Annotated in this window: 22 protein-coding genes and 1 tRNA gene; 12 read left to right on the top strand and 11 right to left on the bottom strand. The window is 65.0% G+C overall.

Annotation, left to right across the window (positions count from 1 at the left end; all coding sequences use genetic code 11):
- Positions 1-92: 92 nt before the first annotated feature.
- Together GQO94_RS15065 and mgtE are read right to left on the bottom strand one after the other, a co-directional pair.
- Positions 93-488, bottom strand: coding sequence for a DUF1489 family protein (locus tag GQO94_RS15065; protein ID WP_156842256.1), 396 nt, complete (start codon positions 486-488; stop codon positions 93-95).
- A gap of 25 nt (positions 489-513) precedes the next feature.
- Positions 514-1,941, bottom strand: a complete 1,428-nt coding sequence (gene mgtE / locus GQO94_RS15070; protein ID WP_156842257.1) for a magnesium transporter — start codon at positions 1,939-1,941, stop codon at positions 514-516.
- A 314-nt stretch (positions 1,942-2,255) separates the two neighbouring features.
- Here mgtE and GQO94_RS15075 point away from each other — a divergent pair, with 314 nt between their 5' ends.
- On the top strand, positions 2,256-2,720 hold the full coding sequence (locus GQO94_RS15075) for a peptidylprolyl isomerase (protein ID WP_156842258.1): 465 nt from the start codon (positions 2,256-2,258) through the stop codon (positions 2,718-2,720).
- A 134-nt stretch (positions 2,721-2,854) separates the two neighbouring features.
- Entirely contained in the window at positions 2,855-3,772 is a 918-nt protein-coding gene (locus tag GQO94_RS15080) for an alpha/beta hydrolase family protein (protein ID WP_198045984.1), read from the top strand.
- Positions 3,773-3,779: 7 nt separating this feature from the next.
- Here the strand turns inward: GQO94_RS15080 and GQO94_RS15085 are convergent, their stop codons facing one another.
- The 6 genes from GQO94_RS15085 to miaB form a co-directional block, all read right to left on the bottom strand.
- Positions 3,780-4,520, bottom strand: a complete 741-nt coding sequence (locus GQO94_RS15085) for a DUF2059 domain-containing protein (RefSeq protein ID WP_156842259.1) — start codon at positions 4,518-4,520, stop codon at positions 3,780-3,782.
- 65 nt (positions 4,521-4,585) lie between these two features.
- A complete protein-coding gene (locus GQO94_RS15090) occupies positions 4,586-5,470 on the bottom strand; it encodes a LysR substrate-binding domain-containing protein (protein WP_156842260.1) in 885 nt (294 codons plus the stop codon).
- Positions 5,471-5,538: 68 nt separating this feature from the next.
- Positions 5,539-6,450 carry a hemolysin family protein gene (locus GQO94_RS15095; protein ID WP_156842261.1) on the bottom strand — a complete coding sequence of 304 codons (912 nt, stop codon included), beginning with the start codon at positions 6,448-6,450 and terminating at the stop codon, positions 5,539-5,541.
- A gap of 14 nt (positions 6,451-6,464) precedes the next feature.
- Positions 6,465-6,962: an rRNA maturation RNase YbeY gene (gene ybeY / locus GQO94_RS15100; protein WP_156842262.1), complete on the bottom strand. Its 498-nt coding sequence runs from the start codon at positions 6,960-6,962 to the stop codon at positions 6,465-6,467.
- Between the two features lie 20 nt (positions 6,963-6,982).
- Positions 6,983-8,020, bottom strand: coding sequence for a PhoH family protein (locus GQO94_RS15105; RefSeq protein WP_156842263.1), 1,038 nt, complete (start codon positions 8,018-8,020; stop codon positions 6,983-6,985).
- A 123-nt stretch (positions 8,021-8,143) separates the two neighbouring features.
- Entirely contained in the window at positions 8,144-9,490 is a 1,347-nt protein-coding gene (gene miaB, locus GQO94_RS15110) for a tRNA (N6-isopentenyl adenosine(37)-C2)-methylthiotransferase MiaB (RefSeq protein WP_156842264.1), read from the bottom strand.
- A gap of 161 nt (positions 9,491-9,651) precedes the next feature.
- On the opposite strand from miaB, the gene GQO94_RS15115 reads away from it, so the two are divergent.
- The 3 genes from GQO94_RS15115 (at position 9,652) to GQO94_RS15125 (ending at position 14,155) form a co-directional block, all read left to right on the top strand.
- Positions 9,652-11,454, top strand: coding sequence for a sensor domain-containing diguanylate cyclase (locus GQO94_RS15115; protein WP_156842265.1), 1,803 nt, complete (start codon positions 9,652-9,654; stop codon positions 11,452-11,454).
- A gap of 74 nt (positions 11,455-11,528) precedes the next feature.
- Positions 11,529-13,274, top strand: coding sequence for an arginine--tRNA ligase (gene argS / locus GQO94_RS15120; RefSeq protein WP_156842266.1), 1,746 nt, complete (start codon positions 11,529-11,531; stop codon positions 13,272-13,274).
- Entirely contained in the window at positions 13,271-14,155 is an 885-nt protein-coding gene (locus GQO94_RS15125; protein WP_156842267.1) for an SPOR domain-containing protein, read from the top strand. Before argS ends, GQO94_RS15125 begins: the two co-directional genes overlap by 4 nt.
- A gap of 204 nt (positions 14,156-14,359) precedes the next feature.
- On the opposite strand, the gene recF is transcribed toward GQO94_RS15125, so the two are convergent.
- Positions 14,360-15,466 (bottom strand): DNA replication/repair protein RecF, encoded by a 1,107-nt coding sequence (gene recF, locus GQO94_RS15130; RefSeq protein ID WP_156842268.1) that lies wholly within the window; start codon positions 15,464-15,466, stop codon positions 14,360-14,362.
- Positions 15,466-16,275 (bottom strand): queuosine precursor transporter, encoded by an 810-nt coding sequence (locus GQO94_RS15135; protein ID WP_156842269.1) that lies wholly within the window; start codon positions 16,273-16,275, stop codon positions 15,466-15,468. The genes recF and GQO94_RS15135 overlap by 1 nt, the downstream gene beginning before the upstream one ends.
- 126 nt (positions 16,276-16,401) lie before the next feature.
- Between GQO94_RS15135 and GQO94_RS15140 the strand changes: the two genes are divergently transcribed.
- Positions 16,402-16,478, top strand: a tRNA-Arg gene (locus GQO94_RS15140).
- A gap of 133 nt (positions 16,479-16,611) precedes the next feature.
- Here the strand turns inward: GQO94_RS15140 and GQO94_RS15145 are convergent.
- A complete protein-coding gene (locus GQO94_RS15145; protein ID WP_156842270.1) occupies positions 16,612-17,499 on the bottom strand; it encodes an SDR family oxidoreductase in 888 nt (295 codons plus the stop codon).
- A gap of 91 nt (positions 17,500-17,590) precedes the next feature.
- Between GQO94_RS15145 and GQO94_RS15150 the strand changes: the two genes are divergently transcribed.
- From GQO94_RS15150 to GQO94_RS15175, 6 genes are all read left to right on the top strand, one after another.
- Positions 17,591-18,157: a TetR family transcriptional regulator gene (locus GQO94_RS15150; protein WP_156842271.1), complete on the top strand. Its 567-nt coding sequence runs from the start codon at positions 17,591-17,593 to the stop codon at positions 18,155-18,157.
- A gap of 54 nt (positions 18,158-18,211) precedes the next feature.
- On the top strand, positions 18,212-18,724 hold the full coding sequence (locus tag GQO94_RS15155; RefSeq protein ID WP_232332954.1) for a GNAT family N-acetyltransferase: 513 nt from the start codon (positions 18,212-18,214) through the stop codon (positions 18,722-18,724).
- Positions 18,725-18,885: 161 nt separating this feature from the next.
- Entirely contained in the window at positions 18,886-19,950 is a 1,065-nt protein-coding gene (locus GQO94_RS15160; protein WP_156842272.1) for a hypothetical protein, read from the top strand.
- Positions 19,951-20,002: 52 nt separating this feature from the next.
- The gene (locus GQO94_RS15165; RefSeq protein ID WP_232332955.1) at positions 20,003-20,779 is read left to right on the top strand and encodes an EAL domain-containing protein; all 777 of its coding nucleotides are present in this window, start codon (positions 20,003-20,005) and stop codon (positions 20,777-20,779) included.
- A gap of 139 nt (positions 20,780-20,918) precedes the next feature.
- Entirely contained in the window at positions 20,919-22,919 is a 2,001-nt protein-coding gene (locus tag GQO94_RS15170; protein WP_232332956.1) for an alpha/beta hydrolase family protein, read from the top strand.
- Between the two features lie 54 nt (positions 22,920-22,973).
- Positions 22,974-23,156, top strand: coding sequence for a hypothetical protein (locus tag GQO94_RS15175; RefSeq protein WP_156842273.1), 183 nt, complete (start codon positions 22,974-22,976; stop codon positions 23,154-23,156).
- Positions 23,157-23,413: the final 257 nt, after the last annotated feature.

Here is a 23,413-nt window from a genome sequence, read left to right on the forward strand (position 1 = left end):
GATCGTGGTGGCCGCGCGGGGTGCGTGGTGGTTCGCAGGCTGTGCGAGACCCCTCGCGGCCCAGCGCGCAGCGCCCGGCCGGACCTATGGCCTCAGACCAGCCCCAGTTTGGCCAGTTCGCCGATCAGCCGGGGCGGCAGCACGTCGCCTTGCTCTTCGCCGTCGCCGAGATCGGGGGGCGCGTCCTTGTCCTCGAGGTAGCGCCAGCCCTGGTGCGCGCGCCGCGGCCGGGTGTGGACCTGGATCAGGCGCGGTTCGAGCCGGATGTGCCAGCGCCCATCATCTCGTTGCTCGAAGGCCTTGATCGGCGAGCGACCGATCAGCGCGTGCTCGAAGATCCAGTAGAGCGAACCGCCGATCATTTCCTCGTGCCGCTTGGGCAAGTAGCGCGTGGTCATCAGCGCGCCGTCGGGCTGACTTTCGAGCCACCTGCGCAGGCTTTCCGGACTTTCCGCGCGGAACGCGATCTTGGTCATGTTGAGCGGCATCGACGCCCAGATAGGAAGCGCGCGGCTACCCGGCCAGTCCGCAAGCGACGGCCAGCCCGAGGAAGGCGAAGAAGCCCATCGAATCGGTGATCATCGTCACGAACACTGAGCTCGCGACGGCCGGATCCTGCTCAAGCCGGTCGAAGATCACGGGAACCAGCACGCCCGCGAGACCCGCAGTGAGGATGTTGATCACCACGGCAAGCGCGATCACGCCGCCCAGCATCGGCGTGAAGATCGCGGCGGTGGCGATGCCGATCAGCAGCGCCACGGTGCCGCCGTTAAGCAGCGCGACGCGGAACTCGCGCAAGAGGATTCGCTTGGTATTGGCGCGGGTCAGCTGGTTCATCGCGATGGCGCGGACGGAGACCGCCATCGTCTGCGTCCCCGCGTTGCCGCCGATCGAAGCGACCACCGGCATCAGCACCGCGAGCGCCACCAACTTTTCGATCGCCGCCCCGAACGCGGCGATGATCAGGCTGGCGATCAGCGCCGTGCCGAGGTTGGCGACCAACCAGCGCACGCGCGAGGAATAGGCGCTGCGGATCGGTTCGTAGATGTCGCCGTCGCCCGCGCCCGACATCAGCAGCGCGTCCTCGCCCGCTTCCTCGGAAATGACGTGGACGATGTCGTCGACGGTGAGCTGGCCCACCAGCCTCCCGGCCTCGTCGACCACCGCGGCTGAGATCAGCGCGTATTTCTGGAAGCGCAGCGCGACTTCCTCCTGGTCCATGTCGACCGGGATCAGCGTCTGATCGCGCATCATCACGTCGTAGAGCGGGATCGAGCGCGGCACCCGCAGGATCCATGACAGCGCGCACGTGCCGATCGGGCGGTGCATCGGATCGACGATGAACACCTCGTAGAAGTCGGTCGGCAGCGCGCGGTTGGTGCGCATGAAGTCGATCAGGTCGCCCACCGTCATGTGCTCGGGCACCGCGACGAATTCGCGGCTCATCAGGCGGCCGGCGGATTCGTCCGGGTAGGCGAGCGCGGCCTCGATCGCGACGCGGTCTTCGGGATCGAGCTCGGCGAGGATCGCGCGCTGGTCCTCGCGATCGAGATCTTCGATCATCGCGACCGCGTCGTCGGTCTCAAGCTGTTCGGCGATGCCGGCGACGACGTCGGGCGGGAGCCCCTCGACCAGCGCCTCGCGGACGTGGTCGTTGAGCTCGGCGATGACTTCGACGCCCATCAGGTCGCCGATCGCCTGCGCCAGCGCGAGGCGTTCGTTCTCGTCGGTCAGTTCGAGAAGGTCGGCGACGTCGGCGGGGTGGAGCGGCTCGACCAGTTCGTAAACGCGCGAATCGTCCTCGTCGTGCAGCGCATCGAGCACTTCGCGGACGTATTCGGGGCGGAGCCGGTTCTCTTCGTCGTGGACCTCGCTTTCCGACGTCTCCTCGGCGGGCGGTTCCACCGTCGCGACGTCGTCCTCGAGATCCTGTGCGCTCATGGCGAGGGGTCTAGTCTCGCAGGTGCGAAAAGCAATGGCGGCGGGGCGTTTGTGTCGTGACGGACGTTGGCATCAGTCTGCCCCCGTGCAGCTGTCATCCCGGACTTGATCCGGGATCCCGCTTTTTCGCGTAGGCGCGGGCTCCCGAGGCAGCGGGACCCCGGATCAAGTCCGGGGTGACGGGGAGAGTGATGCGGCGGGGTAAGGATCGGCGACGAGGCTGCGCCAAAGTCCGACCCACCAAAACCACCCCCCACCCGTGACATCGCGCGATCAATCGCTATGTGAGGCGCCAATCACAGGAGATGCATCGTATGGCCGAATACCTTACCCTTTCGCTCGACACCGGCAGCGAGACTGGCGACGTCAAGATCAAGCTGCGCCCCGATCTGGCGCCCGGCCACGTCGAGCGGATCAAGGAACTGGCGGGTGAAGGCTTTTACGACGGCGTGATCTTTCACCGCGTGATCGACGGTTTCATGGCGCAGGGCGGCTGCCCCGACGGGACCGGCATGGGCGGCTCGAAGAAGCCCGATCTCAAGGCCGAATTCAATGCCGAGCCGCACGTGCGCGGCGTCTGCTCGATGGCGCGTGCCTCGAACCCGAACTCGGCGAACAGCCAGTTCTTCATTGTGTTCGACGATGCCACCTTCCTCGACAACCAGTACACCGTCTGGGGCCAGGTCGAAGACGGCATGGAACTGGTCGACGCGCTGCCCAAGGGCGAGCCGCCGCGCAGCCCCGGCAAGATCGTGAAGGCGAGCGTCAGCGAAGGCTGAAGGCTTCACCGCGAATGAACTTTAGAACGGGGTGGCCATCGCCACCCCGTTTGCATTAGGCTCGGGTTATCGCCGCTGTTCTCGCCCGCTCTTCGGGATTGTCCCATCTGCGCATTCTATGCGCCGCGCTGCTTTTGGCGCTGCTCGGAGGCTGCGCGGCAGGTGCGCTGCCTGATCTGACGCAAGCGCACGGCCCCTGCCTGCGCGACGGCAAGGACGGTTGGTGCGGCTTCACGCGCGAGGCGGCGGGGCGTAGCTGGACCTACGCGCAGATGGCGACGAACGCGTATTGCGACGATGCCCGCGAATTCACGCTGCCGACCACGATCCGCGAAGTCGCCCGGCTGCCCGAACGCGCGGTGTGCGAGTTGGAACGCCGCCGATCCGATGCCTCGCTGACGAAGGACGTGAAGAAGGCGCTGAAGGCGCAGATCAAGGCGGTGGAACGCGATCCGCGCGAGAAATCGGGCTTCGCCTATGCGCTGTTCGATCGCAGCGCGACGCCGGGCGGGCCGCCGGTCGAGCGCGTGATCGCCTTTCGCGGTTCGGATATCGCCTGGTCGGACTGGGCGCACGGCAATCTCGGCAAGGAACAGTACGAACAGGCCCAGGCGCTTTACGAAGAGCAGAAGCGGGTCGCGGGCGTGCCGGTGGTGGTGACGGGGCATTCGCTGGGCGGCGCGCTGGCGATGCAGGTCTCGATCGATAACCTCGGTGCCAATGCCTACGTGTTCAACACGTCGCCGCGATATACCGTGCCGGCCGAGCCCAACCGCAACGTGCGCCTTTCGATCAAGGAGCGCGGCGACGTGCTCGATCTGGTGCGCGCACGCTCAATCCCGGTCGAGCAGGAGCTTATCGTGATCAACTGCGCGCCCGAATCGAGCGGGCTGGCGGATCACAAGATGGAGCAACTGGCCGACTGCCTCACCTGGATCGCGGCGAAGGACGTGGCGGCGGCGCGCGCCTCGGTTGCGACGAATGCGATCGAAGCCCCGCCGGGCGAAGCGGCGATGGAAACCTGGGGCCGCAAGGCGGAACCCGAGGAGTAGCCGGACCTCACTCGGAGGTGTCGGCGTCCTCCTCCTCCTCTGCGCGCACCTTGCCCAGCATGGCGTCGAGCTGCGCGCGTTCCTCAGCGCTCAGGTCCTCGACCTTGCGCGGCGGCGGCAAGTGCTTGGTGGCTTCGACGACCTTGCTGGTGATCGCGGGCATCGCCTGCATCATCTGCGGCATGAATTCCTGCATCTTCGCCATGACCGCGGGGTCCATGAACAGGGCAAGAGAATCGGCGGCGTAAAGCGCGCCGGTGCCGCTGGAGAAGAAGGTCGTCAGCTCGTCGAGCTGGGCGGTGGTGAAGCGCTTGGCGTAGGCCTGGGCAAGCCCGTCGCGGATCGACGGCTCGAACTGGGTCATAAGGTTGGCCATCTCGCCGTTCATGGCGCGCGTCGTGAGCCGCATGCGCTCGTCGTAGGCGGGGTCGAGTAGCATCATCATGTCCTTGAGCGGGCCGTCGGGAACCGTAGCCAGCTCCTCCTCGGCAATGCCGCCCATGGCCGCAATATCGCGCAGCGACATCTTCGCGACGCTGTCGAGGACCATGTCCATCATCGGCTCCATCGAACCTTCCATCATCCGCGCGTAAGTGCCGGGCGGGAGAAGGCGCAGGACCGTGCGCTGTGCCGCTTCCAGCCGCGCAGGCTCGAGCGCGCTGGATGGAGCCGCAAGGGCATCCTGCGCAGCGGCGGGCTGCGCCACGAACAGCAGGGTCGCGAAAGCGGACATCACAGGCATCTTCATCGGTTGTACTCCCTTTCTGACGTCGCGCGTCTTATGGCGGGGCCCGTGCAGCCGCGTCCCCGTGGCTACAGCTTGGCGTCGACCAGCCAGGAATGGAATATCTTCACCGGCCGACTTTCGAGGTCCTTGGGGCGGCAGATGAACCAGTAGCGGTAGGGGCTCTCGACATCGATGTCGTAGAGCCGCGCCAGCCGGTCGTCGTGCGATCGGCGGAAGTGATCGTCGTGCATGATCGCGATGCCGAGGCCCTGCGCGGCGGCTTCGAGCACGAGTTGGCCCGAATCGAAGCGGTCGACTGCGGCCGGATCGAGGTCGGTAATGCCGATCGCCTTCTTCCATGCGTCGAGGCTTTCGGGCAGGTCGTTGTGGATCATGAAGGTTTGCTTCGACAGCTTGTCGCGATCGGGCGTGCCGCCCAGATCCTTGGCCATTTGCTGCGAGACGATCGCATAGACCTTGTTCTGGTCGAGCTGGACCTTGTAGAACGTATCCTCCGGCTCCTTGGAAAGCACGATCGCGGCGTCGAGCGTATCGCCCACCCGCGCTTCGAGATGCGGCCCGGTATCGATGTCGATGTGCAGACGCGGGTGCAGCTGGCGCAATTCGGGCAGGCGCGGGAAAAGCCGCTGACCGCCGAACAGCGAGGGCACGCCCAGATGCAGGCGCAGGACTTGCCCGCGCTCGATCTGGCCTTCGACCGCCTCGGCCAGTTCCTCCAGCTTGGGCGCGACGACGTTGTAGAAGGCCAGGCCCTCGTCGGTCAGCTTCATCGCCTGGTGCTGGCGCGTGAACAGCCGCTTGCCGGTGAAATCCTCCAGCGCGGCGACGCGGCGCGACAGCGCGGACGGGCTCAGCGCAAGCTCGTTCGCGGCAGCCTTGGCCGAACCGAGCCGGACGACGCGCACGAACGCTTCGAGGGCGCGCAGGGGGGGCAGGCGTCTAACGGGCAAGACCGGTCTTTCGCATCTCTTTCATGGCGCAAGCGGTGGCCGCCGCTTTGCGTGTACTGGTGTTCCGCCTAGGCGGCGGAAGCGGCCGCGGCGGGAGGATGGAGGCGCAGGCGCGTGACGTGTCGCTCGTTGCCCCCGGTGACCTCGATCCGCCAACCGCTTTCGTGATCGAGCATGCTACCGACTTCGGGCACGCGCTCGGCAAGGACGAACGCGAGCCCGCCCAAAGTATCCACGGCTTCCTCGACTTCGGCAAGCCGGGGATCGACCTTGTCCGCGATGTCGTCGAGCTCGACGCGGGCGTCGGCGTCCCAGACCCCGTCTTCCATCGCCACCAGCAGTTCTTCGGGCGCGTCATCGTGCTCGTCCTCGATGTCGCCGACGATTTCCTCGACCAGATCCTCGATGGTGATGATGCCGTCGGTCCCCGAATATTCGTCGATGACGATGGCGAGGTGAGTCCGGCGCGCGCGCATATCGGCGAGCACGTCGAGCGCGCCGCGCGCTTGCGGCACGTAGAGCGGCTGGCGCAGCAGGCTCGACCAGTCTTCCGGCGCGGGTTCGCGCCGGGCCAGGATCGGGAACACGTCCTTGATGTGGATCATGCCCTTCACTTCGTCGAGCGACTCGCCGTAGACCGGCAGGCGGCTGTGCCCGTGTTCGGCGAAAGCCTCGACCACCTCGTCCCAGCTCGCGCTGGCGGGAATGGCGACGATCTCGCCGCGCGGAATCGCGACGTCGTCCGCATCGTGCTCGGAAAAGTGGAGCAGATTGCGCAGCATCTGACGCTCGAGCGGTGTGAGGTCGCCGTTGTTCGGCCCGTCACTGGTGCTCTCGCCCTCGTGCTCGTTGATGACTTCCTCGATCTGCGCGCGCAGCGATTGATCGACGTCGGACACGAACATCTTGCGGATCACTCGCCAAAGCGAGCCGCTACTGTCCGGGTCCCCTAGTTCGGCATGGCGGCCATTTTCGGCCATTTCGATTGAGCCCCTCAAGACTGGTGAAACCCGGCATATGGGTCCGGGATACCGATCAGGGCAAGAGCCTTTGTCTCCAAGGCTTCCATCGCTTCGGCGTCCGCATCGCCCGTTTCGTGGTCGTAACCGGCGAGATGGAGCAGCCCGTGGATCAGAAGGTGGGCCGCATGATCCTGAATCGAAACGCCTTTTTCCGCAGCCTCGCGCGAACAGGTCTCCAGCGCGAGCGCGATATCGCCGAGCATCACCGGAGGGCCGTCCGGCGCCAAATCGATCAGATCGACAGCCTCCAGCATCGGAAATGACAGCACATTGGTCGGTTTGTCCTTGTCGCGCCATTCACGATTGAGCGCATGGACCTCCGGATCGTCGGCGAACATGACGCTGGCGAGCAGACGCTCATGCGCGAGTTCGGGCGCGACTTGCGCGGCGGCGCCCGCCGCGCGAACGGCGAGCGTCTCCCAGTCGGTATCAGCGGGCCAGTCGGCCTCGATGGCGATGTCGAGTTCCATCTTGGCTCGCCGGCTTGCGCTCAGGCCTCCTCGCCTTCGTAGGCCTGCACGATGCGGCCCACGATCGGGTGGCGCACGACGTCGGCGGCGGTGAAGCGCACCACGTCGATCGCCTCGACGCCTTCGAGCCGCTGCACCGCATCGGCGAGGCCGGAGAACGAATCGCCGCCCGGAATGTCGACCTGCCGCGGATCGCCGCACACCACCATCCGGCTGTTCTGGCCGAAGCGGGTGAGGAACATCTTCATCTGCGCTTGCGTGGTGTTCTGCGCCTCGTCGAGAATCACGAAGGCATCGGCCAGCGTGCGGCCGCGCATGAAGGCGATCGGCGCGACCTCGATCACGCCACTGGCGATCTGCCGCTCGACTTGCTCGGGCGGCATGCAGTCGTAGAGCGCATCGTACAACGGCCGCAGGTAAGGATCGACCTTCTCCTTCATGTCGCCCGGCAGGAAGCCGATCTTTTCGCCCGCTTCCACGGCGGGGCGCGAGAGGATCAGGCGCTGGACCGAGCCGGTCATCAGCTGGCTGACCGCCTGGGCCACCGCGATATAGGTCTTGCCGGTGCCCGCCGGGCCGAGCGCGAAGATCAGGTCCGAGCGGCCGAGCGCGCGCATGTATTCGATCTGGGTGCCCGAGCGAGGCACGATCGTCTTCTTGCGCGTGCGGATCATGATCGGCGGGACACCCGCCTTGTCCTCGCCGCTGATGATGCCTTCCAGCGTGGGCTCGGCGGACATCGCGATCAGCGCCTCGATCGCCCCGGCATCGATGTCGGTGCCCTGGAGCAAGCGATCCTGCAGCGACTTGAGGACGTCGCGCGCGCGCGCGACCGCCTCTTCGGGTCCCTCGATCTGCACGCGGTTGCCGCGCGCGGAGATGTAGACACCCAGCCGATTCTCGATGAGCACGAGATTGGCGTCGTATTCGCCGAAGAGCATGCCGAGGTCGGCGGGGTTCTCGAATTCGATCTCGGCGCGGAACCGGCGGCGCTGGCCAGGGCGTTCGCCCGATGCGGGGAGCGTCGCCTGCGCGTCGCGATGGGCTTTCCGACTCATGCGATCCTTTCGCTTGTACGAGGCAAAGGTGCGCCGCCCCCGCGTCGAGCGCAAGCGATCACGATGACGAGCTCGTGACTATCCACATGATCTGCAAGCGCGATTGCTCGGGGTCGGCAGCGTTTAGGCCGTCGCGGGCTCGCGCCGGATCGCCGAGAGCGAGTTCGGGCCGGCGGCGGTGAGTTCGAGCGCGACCATTTCGCCCACTTCGGCTTCGCCCTCGAAGTGCACCGATTGCAACCAGGGCGACTTGCCGAGCCATTGTCCGGGATGGCGGCCCTTGCGCTCCACCAGCACCTCGCAGGTCTTGCCCACGCTGGCGGCGTTGAATGCGTGCTGATCTCGGTTGAGCGCGGCCTGGAGGCGTTGCAGCCGCTCGTCCATCACGTCCGCCGGAATCTGCTCGGCCATCGTCGCGGCAGGGGTGCCTGGGCGGGGCGAGTACTTGAAGCTGAAGCACTGCGCATAGCCGACGGCATCGACCAATCGCAGCGTGTCCTCGAAATCCGCGTCGGTCTCGCCGGGGAAACCGACGATGAAATCGCCCGACAACGCGATGTCGGGGCGCGCGGCGCGCACCTTGTCGAGGATCGCGAGGTAGCTTTCGGCGCTATGGCTGCGGTTCATCGCCTTGAGGATCCGGTCGCTGCCCGATTGCACCGGCAAGTGAAGGAACGGCATCAGCTTGTCGACCTCGCCGTGCGCGGCGATCAGCGCCTCGGTCATGTCGGCGGGATGGCTGGTGGTGTAGCGGATGCGGGCCAGATCGGGCAGTGCCGCCAGTTCGCGGATCAGGCCTTCGAGACCGATCGCGCGGCCCTTCGCGTCCTCACCGGTCCAGGCGTTGACGTTCTGGCCCAGCAGCGTGATCTCGCGCGCGCCGGCCTCGACCAGTCGCCGCGCCTCGGTGGCAAGATCGGCGAACGGACGCGAGACTTCGGCGCCGCGCGTGTAGGGTACGACGCAGTAGGTGCAGAACTTGTCGCAGCCTTCCTGCACCGTGAGGAAGGCGGTGGGGCCGACCTTGCGCCGCGCGGGCAGCGCGCCGAACTTGGTTTCCGCCGGCATGTCGGTATCGATCGCGCGCCGCCCCGCGACTGCGTCCGCGACCATCGCCGGCAGCCGGTGATAGGCTTGCGGGCCGACGACCATGCTGACCGCGGGCGCGCGTGCCATGATTTCCTCACCCTCGGCCTGTGCGACGCAGCCGGCGACCGCGATCAGCGGGCTGGTGCCGTTCTCGCGGCGGCCGTCCTTCACGAGGCGGCCGATGTCGGAATAGACTTTCTCCGCCGCCTTCTCGCGAATGTGGCAGGTGTTGAGGACGACCAGATCGGCCTCTTCGCCTTCGGGTGCGGGCGCAATGCCCTGTTCGGCGAGCAGTTCGGCCATGCGCTCGCCGTCGTAGACGTTCATCTGGCAGCCGAAGCTCTTGACGCGGTAGGTTCGTGGGGGCGCGACTTTCTGCATGGTGCGCCGATACCCCAAACGGCCGCGATTGCACAGAGGCGCGGTCGTGGCGAAATGTGGACGCGAGTATAGGCGGCGCGGTTATGATGTAGCGTAGTTGAGGGAAACTAATACGGGTGGGTTTAGCTAGTCATTTACCCTAAGTCTCTTATTGGCAGAGAATGACGCGGGGGATTTTCTACAGGTACAGCGGTTTAAGCGCTTTTGCGCTCATGGCCGCAATTTATGCGGTCGCGGGATTTCTTGCGATCGCCTTCAGCGGCGATGCCGTGGGCGTCGTTTCGATTTGGCCCGGCAGTGGTGTGGCCATTGCCGCGCTGGTCATCGCCCCGCAGCGCTTGGCCGGCTGGGTCCTGGCCGGAATCGCGGTCGGCAGCGCGGCCTGCAACCTCTCGATCGAGATCGGTTGGCGCGCCGCGCTCGGTTTCTCTCTGGCAAACGCCTTGGAACCGGTCATCGCGCTGAGAGTCGCGCGCCTGCTCGGCGTGAGCCACATTCACTTCGAACGACCCCGGGCGGTCGCCCTGATCGCGATTTCCTGCATGGTTTCGGCGGCGGTCAGCGCCGTGATCGCGGCGATCCTCGGGGGTGGCTGGACGCTGGCGTTTCTATGCTCGTGGTTTCTCACGGCGTCGCTCGGCCAGCTCATTTTCGCTCCGCTGATCCTGACGGTCTATCAGGAGCACGAGCGGATTCGCAGAGGCGAGCGCACGCTCGATTATCGCAGTCTGGCGCTATGCCTGGGCGCGGCCGCCGCGATCTGCGCCGCGGTCTTCGTGCAGTCGTCCTTGCCGCTGTTGTTTCTGCCGATTCTCCCCGTGCTGCACGCCACCTATCGCCACGGGATCCTTGGAGGCGCGCTGGCGGTCGGCATCGTCGCGGTGTCGTCCTCGCTGTCGATCGCTTTCGATACCGGCCCGTTCCACTTGCTCGACAGCGAGGTGAACACGGTCTTCTTCGCAGGAGTTTATCTGCTCACCATGTTGACGGCCGTGCTGCCACTGGCCGCGACGCTGGCTGCCGGACGCACGATCTTCGAAGAGATCACCCTGCAGAAGCGCTACTTCGAGCTTGCCTCACAAGCGGCGCGCATCGGCCATTGGCGCATCGCGATCGAGACCAATTCCCTCACTTGGTCCGATGCCATGTTTCGTATCCACGGCTGGATTCCCGGCTCGGTGGCGCCCAGCTTCGCGACCTGGATCGAGACCTATCATCGCGAGGATCGCACGCGCGTCACGCGGTTGCTGGAGGATTGCGCGATGCTGGGGGGCGAGGTCGCTTTCGACGCCCGGATCGAGACTGCCTCGGGCGAAACCCGCCATGTCGAGTGTCGCGGCAGCGCGGAATACGATCAGAATGGCGAAGTCCGCGCCATCTTCGGCATTCTGCAGGACGTGACCGAGCGGGTCGGGATTCAGCACGAGCTGGAACAGGCCCGGGTCCGGGCCGAGCGTGAGGCCCGCAACGCGCGTCAGCTAGCCGAGACCGACCCCCTCACGGGCATCGCCAGCCGGCGGCGGATCATGACGCTGCTGGAACAGGCCACCAAGCGCGCGGTCGCGGACGGGACCGACCTGACGATCGCGGTGATGGCCATCGATCATTTCAAGACGATCAACGACCGGTTCGGCCATGCCACGGGCGACGATGTGCTGCGCGCGGTGGTCCAGGAAGCGGCCGAAGCGATGCACCCCGCCGATGCGATCGGCCGGATCGGCGGCGAGGAATTCCTGCTGGTGCTGGACGATATCGCCATCGACGAGGCCGAAGCGATCGCCGAACGCATCCGCGAGCGCATCCACGCGATGACTCGCGAACATCCCGAACTTCCCGAGGTCACCGTCAGCATCGGCCTAGCCGTCCATCGCGCCTCGATGCAGCCGGGCGATCTATTCCGCATCGCCGATGCCGCGCTTTATGCAGCCAAGCGCGAAGGGCGCAACATGATGCGCGTGGCCTGAGCCGCAGCGACGGAAGCGGTGCAAATCGACCAGGCTGTTTCCAGAGGGGTGCAAACCGGCTAATTGCGCGCGCCATGAACGCGAACCAGACTCTCTATGCCACCTATTCGGCCCACCTTGACGCGGCGCTCGACGCGCTGGAAGCGGCGGGTACGCTGCCCGGCGGTCTCAAGCGAGGGGCGGTGACGGTCGAACCGCCGCGCGATCCGTCGCACGGCGATCTCGCCACCAACGCGGCGATGGTGCTGGCCAAGCCCGCGGGTATGAAGCCGCGCGACCTGGCCGAAGCGCTGGTCGCCGAACTGAATAAGCTGCCCGACGTCACCAGCGCCGAGATCGCCGGCCCCGGCTTCATCAACTTGCGCCTCGCGCCCGGCGCCTGGATCGGCGAACTGCGCACGATCGCGGCGCTCGGCGATGACTACGGCCGCTCGGCGATGGGCGCGGGCAGCACCGTCAATATCGAATACGTCTCGGCCAATCCGACCGGCCCGATGCACATGGGTCATTGCCGCGGCGCGGTGGTGGGCGATGCGCTGGCGAGCCTGCTCGAATATGCCGGCCATAAGGTGATCCGCGAATACTACGTCAACGATGCCGGCGCGCAGGTCGAAGTGCTCGCCCGCTCGGCGCACCTGCGCTACCGCGAAGCGCTGGGCGAGGACATCGGCGGCATCCCCGAAGGCCTCTATCCCGGCGATTACCTCAAGGGCGTGGGCGAGGCGCTCGCTGCCGAATTCGGCGACCGCTACGTCGCTGCGCCCGACAGCGAATGGCTGGTCCTGTTCCGCGAAAAGGCGGTCGCGGCGATGATCGTCATGATCCAGGCCGATCTCGCGCTGCTCGGCATTCATCACGATCTGTTCGCGTCCGAAGCGGCGGTCGTCGCGGCGGGCAAGCCCAGCGAGGCCGAGGCCTTTCTGCGCCAGCACGATCTCGTTTACGACGGCGTGCTCGAAGCACCCAAGGGCAAGACCCCCGAGGATTGGGAGCCGGTGGAGCTTCCGCTGTTCCGCTCGACCAAGTTCGGCGACGATCAGGATCGCCCGATCCGCAAGTCGAACGGCGCCTGGACCTATTTCGGCATCGACCTCGCCTACCATTACCAGAAGGCGCAAGGCGCGGACGCGCTGGTCGACATCTGGGGCGCCGACCATGCCGGCACGGTTAAGCGGATCAAGGCCGCGGTCGCCGCGCTGACCGGCGCCGACGGCACCGCGATCCCGTTCGAGGTCAAGCTGGTGCAGATGGTGCAACTGCTGCGCAACGGCGAGCCGGTGAAGATGTCCAAGCGTTCCGGACAATTCGTCACGCTCGCCGACGTGGTGCAGGAAGTCGGCAAGGACGTTGTGCGTTTCACCATGCTGACGCGCAAGCCCGAGGCGCAGATGGACTTCGACTTCGCCAAAGTGGTCGAGGCGAGCAAGGACAATCCGGTGTTCTACGTCCAGTACGCGCACGCCCGGATCCGCTCGACGCTGCGCAAGGGCGCGGCCGAGGGACTGGTGCCGGCGGACACCCATCTCGACATGCTCGGCGAGGAAGAGATGGATCTGATCAAGCTGGCCGCGCAATTCCCGCGCACGGTCGAAGCCGCCGCCGCGGCGCGCGAACCGCACCGCATCGCCTTTTTCCTGCAAGAGCTCGCCGCCGGGCTCCACGGCTACTGGAACCTGGGCAACGACCGCCCCGAAAAGCGGTTCATCGTGGTACAGGATGGTAACCTTACCTCGGCTAGGCTTTATCTTGCGACCATGATCGGTCAACTTGTGCGCAACGGCCTATCGCTCCTGGGCGTTGAGGCGGTGGAGGAAATGTGACGACATCTCACTCGGATTTTGGTCGGGAAGACGATCGCGAAAAGCCCTTCGATCCGTTCGCGGAAGAAGGCGATTCGCCGTTCGCGGAAGACGCCGCGCGCCACGATGCGCAGGATTTCGACGGCAATTCCGATTTCGACGAGGACCAGGCCGACTACGAAGAAAAGACGCAGCGGGATCCGGCTGGCGACCAGTTCGAACGTCCCGCGCAGCTCGATCTGGGCGATGACGATCAGCGCCTTCCCTGGCTGGAAGGCGATCCCGACGAGGACGAGGATCGCGGTGCCGGTGCCGGGCAGATGTTCCTGCTGGGTCTGGCCGCAGTCGCTCTGCTCGCCATCGTCGTGGGCGGTATCTGGTGGGCGACCCGCGCCGGGCCGGATCAGGAACTCGTCGCCGATGGCGGCACGATCACTGCCCCCGATGGACCGTACAAGGAGCGGCCCGAGGATCCGGGCGGGCGCGTCGCCCGAGGGACCGGCGACACCGCGTTCGCCGTCGCCGAGGGCCAGACTCGCCCGATGCGCGTTGGCGAAGGCGAGACCGCACCTGGGCCGGGTTTCGATTCGGTGCCATCGAATGCCGCCAGCCCCTCCGCAACGCCAAGCGCAGCGCCTGCTGCGCCTGCCGAAGCCGATCCGCCAAAAGGTCCGGGTGTGCAGGTTGGCGCCTATTCGAACCGCGAATCGGCCGAGCAGGGCTGGCAGAAGCTGAGCGCACAGTACGAAGGTCTTTCCGGCATGCGCTACCGCATCGTCGAGGGTCAGGCCGACATCGGCAAAGTCTATCGCCTCCAGGCGCTGCCCGGCGACGCCGCGGCCGCGCAGAGCTTGTGCCGAGGCTTGAAGGCCGCGCGGATTCCGTGTCAGGTGAAGAACTGAGTTGAGGGCTGGCCCGGGGCGTTCCTCCCCAACCGCCACCTCTCGTCATTCCCGCGAACGCGGGAATCTAGATAGCGCTGAGCTTTCGGATGGCTTCGAAGCTGGATTCCCGCGTTCGCGGGAATGACGAAGTGAGAGTTTGCGGGAATGACGAAGTAAGGGTGGCGGGCCTGGTCCAACTCAGTGCCTCCCCCCACACACCCATCACTCCATCCGCGTCAGCGTTCCTTCGCGAACCTGCCACACCGCGGCTTCGCCGAGAATTGCCTCGAACGGTGCGGGTTCGGTCCCCGTGAGCCAGATCTGCCCGCGTCCATCGCGCAGCCGGTCGAACAGGGCTTCGCGGCGCACTGGATCGAGATGGGCGGCGACTTCGTCGAGCAGGAGCACGCGCGGACGGGATTGCCCGGCAACGTCGCCCGCACGTTCGAGCATGCCCGAATGCGCCAGCACGATCGCGATCAGCATCGCCTTCTGCTCGCCGGTGGAGCATTCCGCGGCGGGCTGGTTCTTGCCTTCCATCGTGACTTCGATCTCGTCGCGATGGGGGCCGGTCAGAGTGCGCCCGGCGGCCAGATCGCGCGGGCGGTTCTCGCGCAAGGCGGCGGCCAATTCGTCGGCCAGCACCGGTCCGCCGGGACGATAGGCGAGGCGTGGGCGAGCGAAAGGCGCGTCGGGCTGTCGCTCCAGCGCGGCGCCGAGCCGCGCGAGCATCGCCCCGCGCGCGCCCGCGACTTCCGCTCCGGCCTCGGCGACTTGCGTTTCGATCGCATCGAGCCACGCCGGGTCGGGCCGCGCATCGAGCGAGAGCAGCCGGTTGCGCTCGCGCAGCGCGCCTTCCAGCCGCGCGGCGGCGCCGGCGTGCCCCGGGACCAAGGCCAGCACCAGCCGGTCGAGAAAGCGCCGCCGCCCGCCCGCGCTGTCGACGAACAAGCGGTCCATCGCCGGCGTCAGCCAACCGACCGAGAGCCATTCGGACAAGCGCACCGCCGGCGCTTCCGCGCCGTTGACTTGCACCAGCCGCCGCCCCGGACGATCGGACGAGACGCCCGTGCCGATCCGCACCGGCTCGCCATCGGGCGTCGAGAGCGCGGCGTTCACGGCGAAGCCGCCGTCGCCGTCGTGCGCGGGCAGGTCGGCCAGTGCGGCGCGGCGCAGCCCGCGGCCCGGCGCGAGCAGTGAGATCGCCTCGAGCACGTTGGTCTTGCCCGCGCCGTTCTCGCCCACCAGCAAGTTGAACCGGCGGCTGCCTTCGACGAGCGTCTCGCGGTGATTGCGGAAGCGGGACAGCAGGATTCGATCGAGCGCCATCAGTGGACGGTCGGGACCTGCTCCACGCCGCCAGCCTTGGCGAAGGGCGAGAAATCGAGGTTCTCGTCGTAGACGTCGACGCCCTCGCGCGCCTTGAGCCAGCCGACCACGGCATACGTGACGGGTGTCAGCACCGCTTCCCACAAGACCTTCATCAGCCAGTTGGTGACCATCACGATCAGCACCGATTGGGTTTCCCACACGCCGAGAAAGGCGACCGGATAGAAGATCGCGCTATCGATCGCCTGCCCGAACACGGTGGAGCCGATCGTGCGCGCCCACATGTGCTTGCCTCTGGTCCAGACCTTCATCTTGGCGAGGACATAGGAATTGACGAATTCGCCCGCCCAGAACGCGAGCAGCGAGGCGAGGACGATGCGCCAGGTGCTGCCGAACACCGAAACGTAGGTCGACTGGCAGATCGTGCCGGCATCGTTGGCGCGCAGCACGCCTTCGTAGATGGGGTCCGCACTCGCCGCGCAGCCCCAGTCAGCCGACGGCGGCATGGCGACGACGACGAAGCTCATGAAGGCCATGAAGATCAGCGCGAAGAAGCCCGCCCACACGCAGCGGCGCGCGTTGGCATAGCCATAGACTTCGGTGAGCACGTCGCCGATCACGTAGCTGACCGGGAAGAACAGGATGCCCGCGCCGAAGGTGAAGCCCCACACGCTGGTGAGCTTGGCCGCGCCGATCAGGTTCGACAGCAGCAGGATCGCGACGAACCCGACCATCACGAAATCGAAATAGCGAAAGTGCCGCCGCGCGCCGGTGCGGCCATCGATGCGGGAAAGGTGCGCGTCGCTCATCGGCCTTGCCTAGCGCGAGCTTGCGGCGGAGCAAAGCGGCGATATCGCGGCGTTGCAGACAAGGTCGAAGCAGCGGCGCGCAGCGGTTTGCGCCTTGCCCGAAGCACGCTATGAGGGCCGCCGCGCGCGCCCGTAGCTCAGCTGGATAGAGCACGAGCCTTCTAAGCTTGGGGTCGCAGGTTCGAACCCTGCCGGGCGCGCCATTTCCAGAGCAGATGGCCGCTCTGATCCTACAAACGCGTTCGAACCTTGTTCGAACGGCGCGCCAACTCTCCTGCGATTTTGTTGCGTGACCCGCTTGAGGCGATGGCTAACGCACCGTTTCGAGAAAGGGCGCTAGCGCGAATAGTCCGGCTGCTCGATATCGGCCACGATACCGGCTTGCTCGGGATTCCAGCCAAGCGTCTTTTTCGTCCACTGGTTCGAAGCAGGGCCGTTATTCGCCACCCATGTCGCCAGCGGGCCGAAATGTGCGTTCGCCTCCTCCGGCGTCAGCGACTTGACCGGCACGCCGAGTTGGCGGCCGATCGCCGCCGCGATCTCGCGATAGGGCACACCCTCCTCGGCGACCGCGTGATAGGCTTCACCACGCGCTCCGCGTTCGAGGGCAAGACGATAGACGCGCGCGGCATCCAGACGGTGGACCGCGGGCCATAAGTTCGCGCCGTCCCCGACATAGGCTGAAACGCCCGTCTCACGCGCCACGGCGGCCAGCATCGGCACGAATCCGTGCGTCTCTCCCTTGCCGTGCACGGAGCGCGGATTGCGGACCACACTCGCGTGCACGCCGCGGTCTGCAAGCGCGAAAGCCGTTTGCTCGGATGCACGGGGAAAATCGGGCATGATCTCGGGACGTTCGTCTTCTATCGCTTGCTCTCCCGTGAGGTGCAGAAAGCCGCTGGTGACAATGATCGGGCGCGCCGATCCCGAGAAGACCGCGCCGAACGTTTCGATCGCAGCCTTGTCCTCTGCGGCCAGTTCGCCAATGCGGGAGATGTCGAGGCCGAACGCCGTGTGGATGATGCCGTCGGCATCCGCCGCTCCCCGGCGAAGAACGTGCAAATCTTCAAGTGCGCCGACCAGCACCGTTGCGCCGGCCGACTCGAGAGCGGTCCCCTTCTCCGACGATCGTACCAGGCCGACAACGGAATGACCGGCCGCTATGAGCTCTTGTGTGATCACCGAACCGATCCAGCCACTCGCACCAGTGAGAAATACACGCATTGAGTCGTCCTTGCTGCGTCGGGCGGAATGGGCGTATTGCCGCCGTCAGTGGCTGACATAGGGGGTATGTCAGTCACTGACAAGGAGTGGCATGGCAGGATCGACATCAGGGGCGCGGGCGCGCCTGCAACAATCGGCCGTGGAGCTGTTTCGGGCGCGCGGCTTCGATCGTACCACGGCGGCCGAAATCGCTGCGCGCGCCGGGGTGACGGAGCGAACCTTCTTCCGTTACTTCCCCGACAAACGCGAAGTGCTGTTCGATGGGCAAGCGGTATTGGTAGAAGCGCTAATTGCAGCGATTGCCGACGCGCCACGAGAGCTCGGGCCACTCGACGTCTTATTTCGAGCGTTCCGGGCGGTCATACCCCTCCTCGAAAACAACCGTCCCTTCGCCAAGCCCCGGCAGGAGGTCATCTCGGTGACACCGGCGCTGCAAGAGCGCGAGCTCGCGAAGCTGGAGGCGCTTTCTGACGCGCTGGCCGCCGCCTTGGAGGCGCGGACTGTTTCGCAGCTCCATGCCAGCTTGGCGGCTCGTGCCGGAATGGCCGCCTTTGCCGAGGCCACCCTCTCGTGGCTAGATGCGTCGGAACCGGGATTGGCCGAACGTCTCGATTCTGTTGAAGCGGCCTTGAAAGACCTCCTTCGGCAAGACTTGTGAACGTTCCCGAGGCTCCGAATGGGGGAATGAAGAGGGGGCGCTTGCAGTCAGAAGATGGGCACGGCATTTCAGATAAAGATCGGAACACCTCTATTGGAAAACGCAAAAATGAGAACGCGGGCGGCATCGGCTGATGATGCGGAGGCCATGGGGCAAGTGCTTGGGGAGATCATCAAAGCCACCGGCCGCCAGCGTCCAAACGATGTTGAATTCATCATGGGCCGCTACATTGCTGATCCTACGAGCATACGCTGCACCGTTGCTATCGACGGATCAGGACATATCGTCGGCTTTCAATCATTGAAGAGGGCCTTGGCCGGCAACCCGTATGACACACCGGAAGGGTGGGGCATTATCGGTACCCATATCAGTCCCATGGTCCATCGGCAGGGCGTCGGCAAACTTTTGTTCTCGGCAACCCGGCAAGCCGCATTTCATGCAGGCTTGGAAAAGATCGACGCCTACATCGGGTCCGACAATCCATCGGGCTTGAAATACTATGATGCTATGGGTTTCCAAACCTATCGAACGCCCGAAGGGATTGTTCAAAAGGTCTTCGAGCTTTAGCTTGCTCGTCTGTGCCTGCCCCAAGACGTGCGGACGCTCGCGAGGCGGTGAACCGAGCTGCGGCGGCGAGAGCGGCAAGCAACTTTCTGGTCACGCGGCGCTTCTATGCGAAACGCAGTTCGACCATTCTTCGATCTGCTTCAGGACGATAGGACCTAATCGTGAGCGATGAGGACGTTTCCGACGCTCACCTTGGTCTCGGCAAGTCGCGAAAGCCTGCGACCGACGATCGGAACTACGCTCTCGATGTTATGAAGGGTCTGCTCGTCGCGGGAATGGTCCTTGCTCACACCATTCAATTCCTGAACGGTCGCGACAGTTCCTTGCTGCGGTTGGGCTCGCATTTCATCAATCTCGTGTCGTTTTCGGGGTTCCTGTTCTGCTTCGGTTACGCGTGCTGGATCGCCTATTTCTCGCGTGCGCGCCTGCCGACGTCCCGCATCCTCTCGACGGCGCTGAAATGCTACGGTGCCTTCGTGGTATCGGGACTGGCGTTGCTCGTCTTGCTCCGTAACGAACCGCTCAGTCTGCAACTGGTCTGGTCGGTCGTTCTGGTCAGGAATTTGCCGGCCTATTCCGAATTTCTCCTCGCCTTCGCGCTCGTGATTCTGATCGCGGCCTTATGCGCCAAGGCCGTACGGTATCTGGCCAACAACCTCACTCTGCTGCTGGGCTTCAGCATCGCGATGCTTGTCCTGGCCTGGTTCGTCCCCGATGCGCCGAGCGTCGACCCTGTGGTCGGTGCCTTGATCGGGGGTGGCGATTTTTCCTATTTTCCCGCGCTCACCTATTCGCCGATATTTCTCGCAGGGGCCTATCTCGCAGCCAAGCCGGCCGTTCCAACGCGATGGATTGTCGGCATCGGGCTCGCGACATTTTCGCTCTTCGTGCTGGCCTGGATTGCCGGATTCGGAGTGGAGCGTTTCCCGCCGGAGCCCATCTGGATCGTGAGTTCGTTCGGGGCATCCCTGTTGTATTTCGTCCTTTCGGGCTGGCTCGTGAAGACGTTGCCCATGGCCGCGAGCAATGTCCTCATCGCCATCGGGCAGAATTCGCTCGGGTATCTCGTTCTTTCCAACCTGACCTTGTTCGTTGTCGCGCAATCTTATGCGCGATCGTTGTCATGGCAGAATACTTTAATTGCTTACGCTCTCGTCATGGCGCTCATCCGTTTTGTCCTTTGGATCACGGTCCAGCCCAAGACGCGAAGGAAAGTCGTGCTTTAACCAATATTTACACGTGTCGTCTAAGGATTGTGCCGATCAAGGGAACGCGTGCATGAAAATGGGTTGCAACGGCTGTAGGTCCGACCAGGTCGAATTCGAAATCGCAATGGCGTTTCAGCCGATCCTCGATGCTGAAACCGGCCGGGTGTTCGCCTACGAGGCGCTCGTTCGCGGAGCTGACGGGCAAGGCGCTGCGGACGTGCTCGCGCAAGTGACGCCGGAAAACCGCTATGCTTTCGATCAGCAGTGCCGGGTCGCTGCCATCGAAGGTGCCGTGGCGGCCGGGATCCTGAAAAGCGATGCGAAGCTGTCGATCAATTTCCTGCCCAACGCGGTCTATTCGCCGCTCGCGTGCATCCAGCTCACGTTGAAGACCGCTCACGCGACTCGGCTGCCGACCGACCGGCTGGTCTTCGAATTTACCGAGAACGAGCAGATGACCGACACCGATCACGTCGCTGGCATCGTCAAGTGCTACCAGGACATGGGATTCGGCACCGCGCTCGACGACTTCGGCGCGGGGCATGCCGGCCTCGGCCTCCTCGCGAAATTCCAGACCAACCTCATCAAGCTGGACATGGAACTGATTCGCGGGATCGATACCAGTCTGCCACGGCGCATGATCGTCGAAGGCATGATGCGGATCGCGGACAAGATGGGGATCACGGTGATCGCCGAAGGGATCGAGACGGTCGAGGAATACACCGTGCTGCGCACGCTCGGCATCCGCTATATCCAGGGGTATCTGATCTCGCGTCCCGCGCTGAGGGAGTTGCCGGACCCGATCTGGCCCGACGCGCCGCATGCGCCGACCGCAGCAGTAGCCTGAACTCCAGGTAAGATACTGCTCGAAACTGCGGGTTTCTCCGATCGGCTCCGTCTGACTTGGAGACTATACGTAGTCAATGCTATTGCTTGCATGGGCACAATTGCTGTACCCAGTGCCTTAGTAACGCGGGCGAGAAATCATGAAATACAAAGTACTGAACAGGATGATCATCCTGTTCGGCGCGGCTTGGCTGACGAGTGCAGCGCCTGCGGCCGCAGCGCCGTCGGACCCATCGCTGGCGGAGCGCTTCGGCGCGCTCGAGAGCGTCATGCAGATGAGCCTGTCCCCCTCGGGGCGGAAGGCCGCCTATATCGGGCCCAGCAAGGACGGCACCTTGCTGTTCGTCGTCGATCTGGTGGCCGGCGGTGCGCCGAAGGCGATCAGCGGCCTCGCCAGCAAGGATGGGCGTCTGTACCGCTGTTCGTGGCTGTCCGACGAGCGGCTGCTGTGCACGGTTACTTTCGCCCGCACGCAGGTCCGGCCCTATCTCACCTATAGCCGGACCTTCGCGCTCAATGCCGACGGCAGCGATCTGGTGCAGCTTTCGGCGCGATCCTCGATGCGCTCACTGGGTATCGCGCAAGGCGGTGGAACCGTGATCGACCGCGACATCGATGGCGACCAGAATGCGGTTCTGATGACGCGGGTGTTCGTTCCCGAAAGCACGATCGGCACACTCACCGCCAAGACCGATGAGGGGCTCGGAGTGGAACTGGTCGATACCGTCAACGGCCGTCGCCGGACGGTCGAGAAGGCGCGCAAGGACGCTTCGACTTACATTTCCGACGGGCGCGGAAACGTGCGCGTGATGGGCTACTCCCAGGTGGACAGCTTCGGCGCCCTCATGGGGACGGCGAAATACTTCTACCGCCGGCAGGGCTCGAGCAAGTGGGAGCCGCTCGCCCAGAGCGGTTACGACGGCACCCGCAGCTCCGGCTTCGATCCCTACGCGGTCGATGCTGCGAAAAACGTCGTCTATGGCTTCGAACCGGACAACGGCTACCAGTCGCTCTACGCGATCGCGCTGGACGGCACGCTCAAGAAGACCAAGATCATCGGGCGCAACGATGTCGATATCGATGAGCTGCTGACGATCGGCCGGAACGAGCGCGTAGTCGGCGTCAGCTATGCGACGGATCGCCGCATGATCGAATTCTTCGATCCCGAACTGGAGAGCCTGGGCAAGGCGCTGCAAAAGGCCTTGCCGGGAAATCCCGCGATCGCGTTCCTCGATGCCAGCGCCGACGAGGGCCGCTTGCTGCTTTCGACCCAGACCGACGTCGATCCGGGCATGACGTATGTCTACGACAAGGCGACGCACAAGCTCGAAGCCGTGCTGCCGCTGCGCAGCGAACTGAAGGGACTCAAGCTGGCGCCGATGCAATCGGTGACGTATCGCGCCGCCGACGGTACCACGGTGCCCGCTTACTTGACGCTTCCGGTCGGCTCGTCGGGCAAGGGCCTGCCCGCGATCGTGATGCCGCATGGCGGCCCTTCGGCGCGGGACGAATGGGGCTTCGACTGGCTCGTGCAGTTCTACGCCGCGCGCGGCTATGCCGTGCTCCAGCCGCAATACCGGGGGTCCGCCGGGTTCGGGACGGATTGGTTCGAGAAGAACGGGTTCCAATCGTGGCGAACCGCAATCGGCGATGTGAACGATGCGGGCCGGTGGCTCGTATCGCAAGGCATCGCCGCGCCCGACAAGCTGGCGATCGTCGGCTGGTCCTATGGCGGCTATGCCGCCTTGCAAAGCGCGGTGCTCGATCCCGACTTGTTCAAGGCGATCGTTGCCATTGCGCCCGTGACCGATCTCGCGATGCTCAAGGACGAGGCCTTCGAATATACCACGAAAAGTCTCGTCGAGACGATGATCGGGTCGGGGCCGCAAGTTCGCGAAGGATCGCCGGCGCAGAACGTCGAGAGGATCAAGGCGCCCGTCCTCATGTTCCACGGCAAGTACGACCAGAACGTGAGCGTGGAGGAAAGCCGCCTGATGGACCGCGAACTGCGGCAGGCGGGCAAGCCGGTGACTTACGTCGAGTTTCCGGAACTCGATCACTACCTCTTGGATGCCGCGGCGCGCACCCGGGTGCTGAGCGAGAGCGATGCCTTCCTGCGCGCCAGCATGAAGATTCCCTAAGTTCACCTCGCTGGGGGCTTGATCGCAAGTGCCCCGGCGAGGCATGAAGGGCGTATGGGAGACGTAGTCAAATTCCGGCGCCCGCCGCGCAACACGGGCCAGTTCAAAGGCTACCGGCCCACGCCTGTGCCCGGCGGCCCCAAGGGGCCCAAGCGCAAATGGGGCCTGCTTCACTCGTTGCTGGTGATCGTGGGCGGCGCGGTCGCGATCTACGGATTGATGGCGCTGATCGGGTAACCGAAGCCGCGATCGGGCGTTGCCTCGACATGAGCGGCAGCGCGCGACATCCCCATACGCCGGATGGCCGGTATTTCGTGGTCGATGGCCGCTTGTGGCGCTGTTCCGATCCGGCGTTGTCCGAGGATCGCCGCGCTGTCAACGGCGGAGTAAAAGTCGTCCATTAGGCGGAGTAAAACCAGGCCACTTGATCCGGGTGTTGGCGAGCGCCGTGAGGGCGTAGCCCGAGCGGGGGTCGCCAACACCCGGATTGTCAT

Origin of the sequence: Novosphingobium aquimarinum, assembly GCF_009746585.1 — a bacterium.
Taxonomy (GTDB): Bacteria; Pseudomonadota; Alphaproteobacteria; order Sphingomonadales; family Sphingomonadaceae; genus Novosphingobium; species Novosphingobium aquimarinum.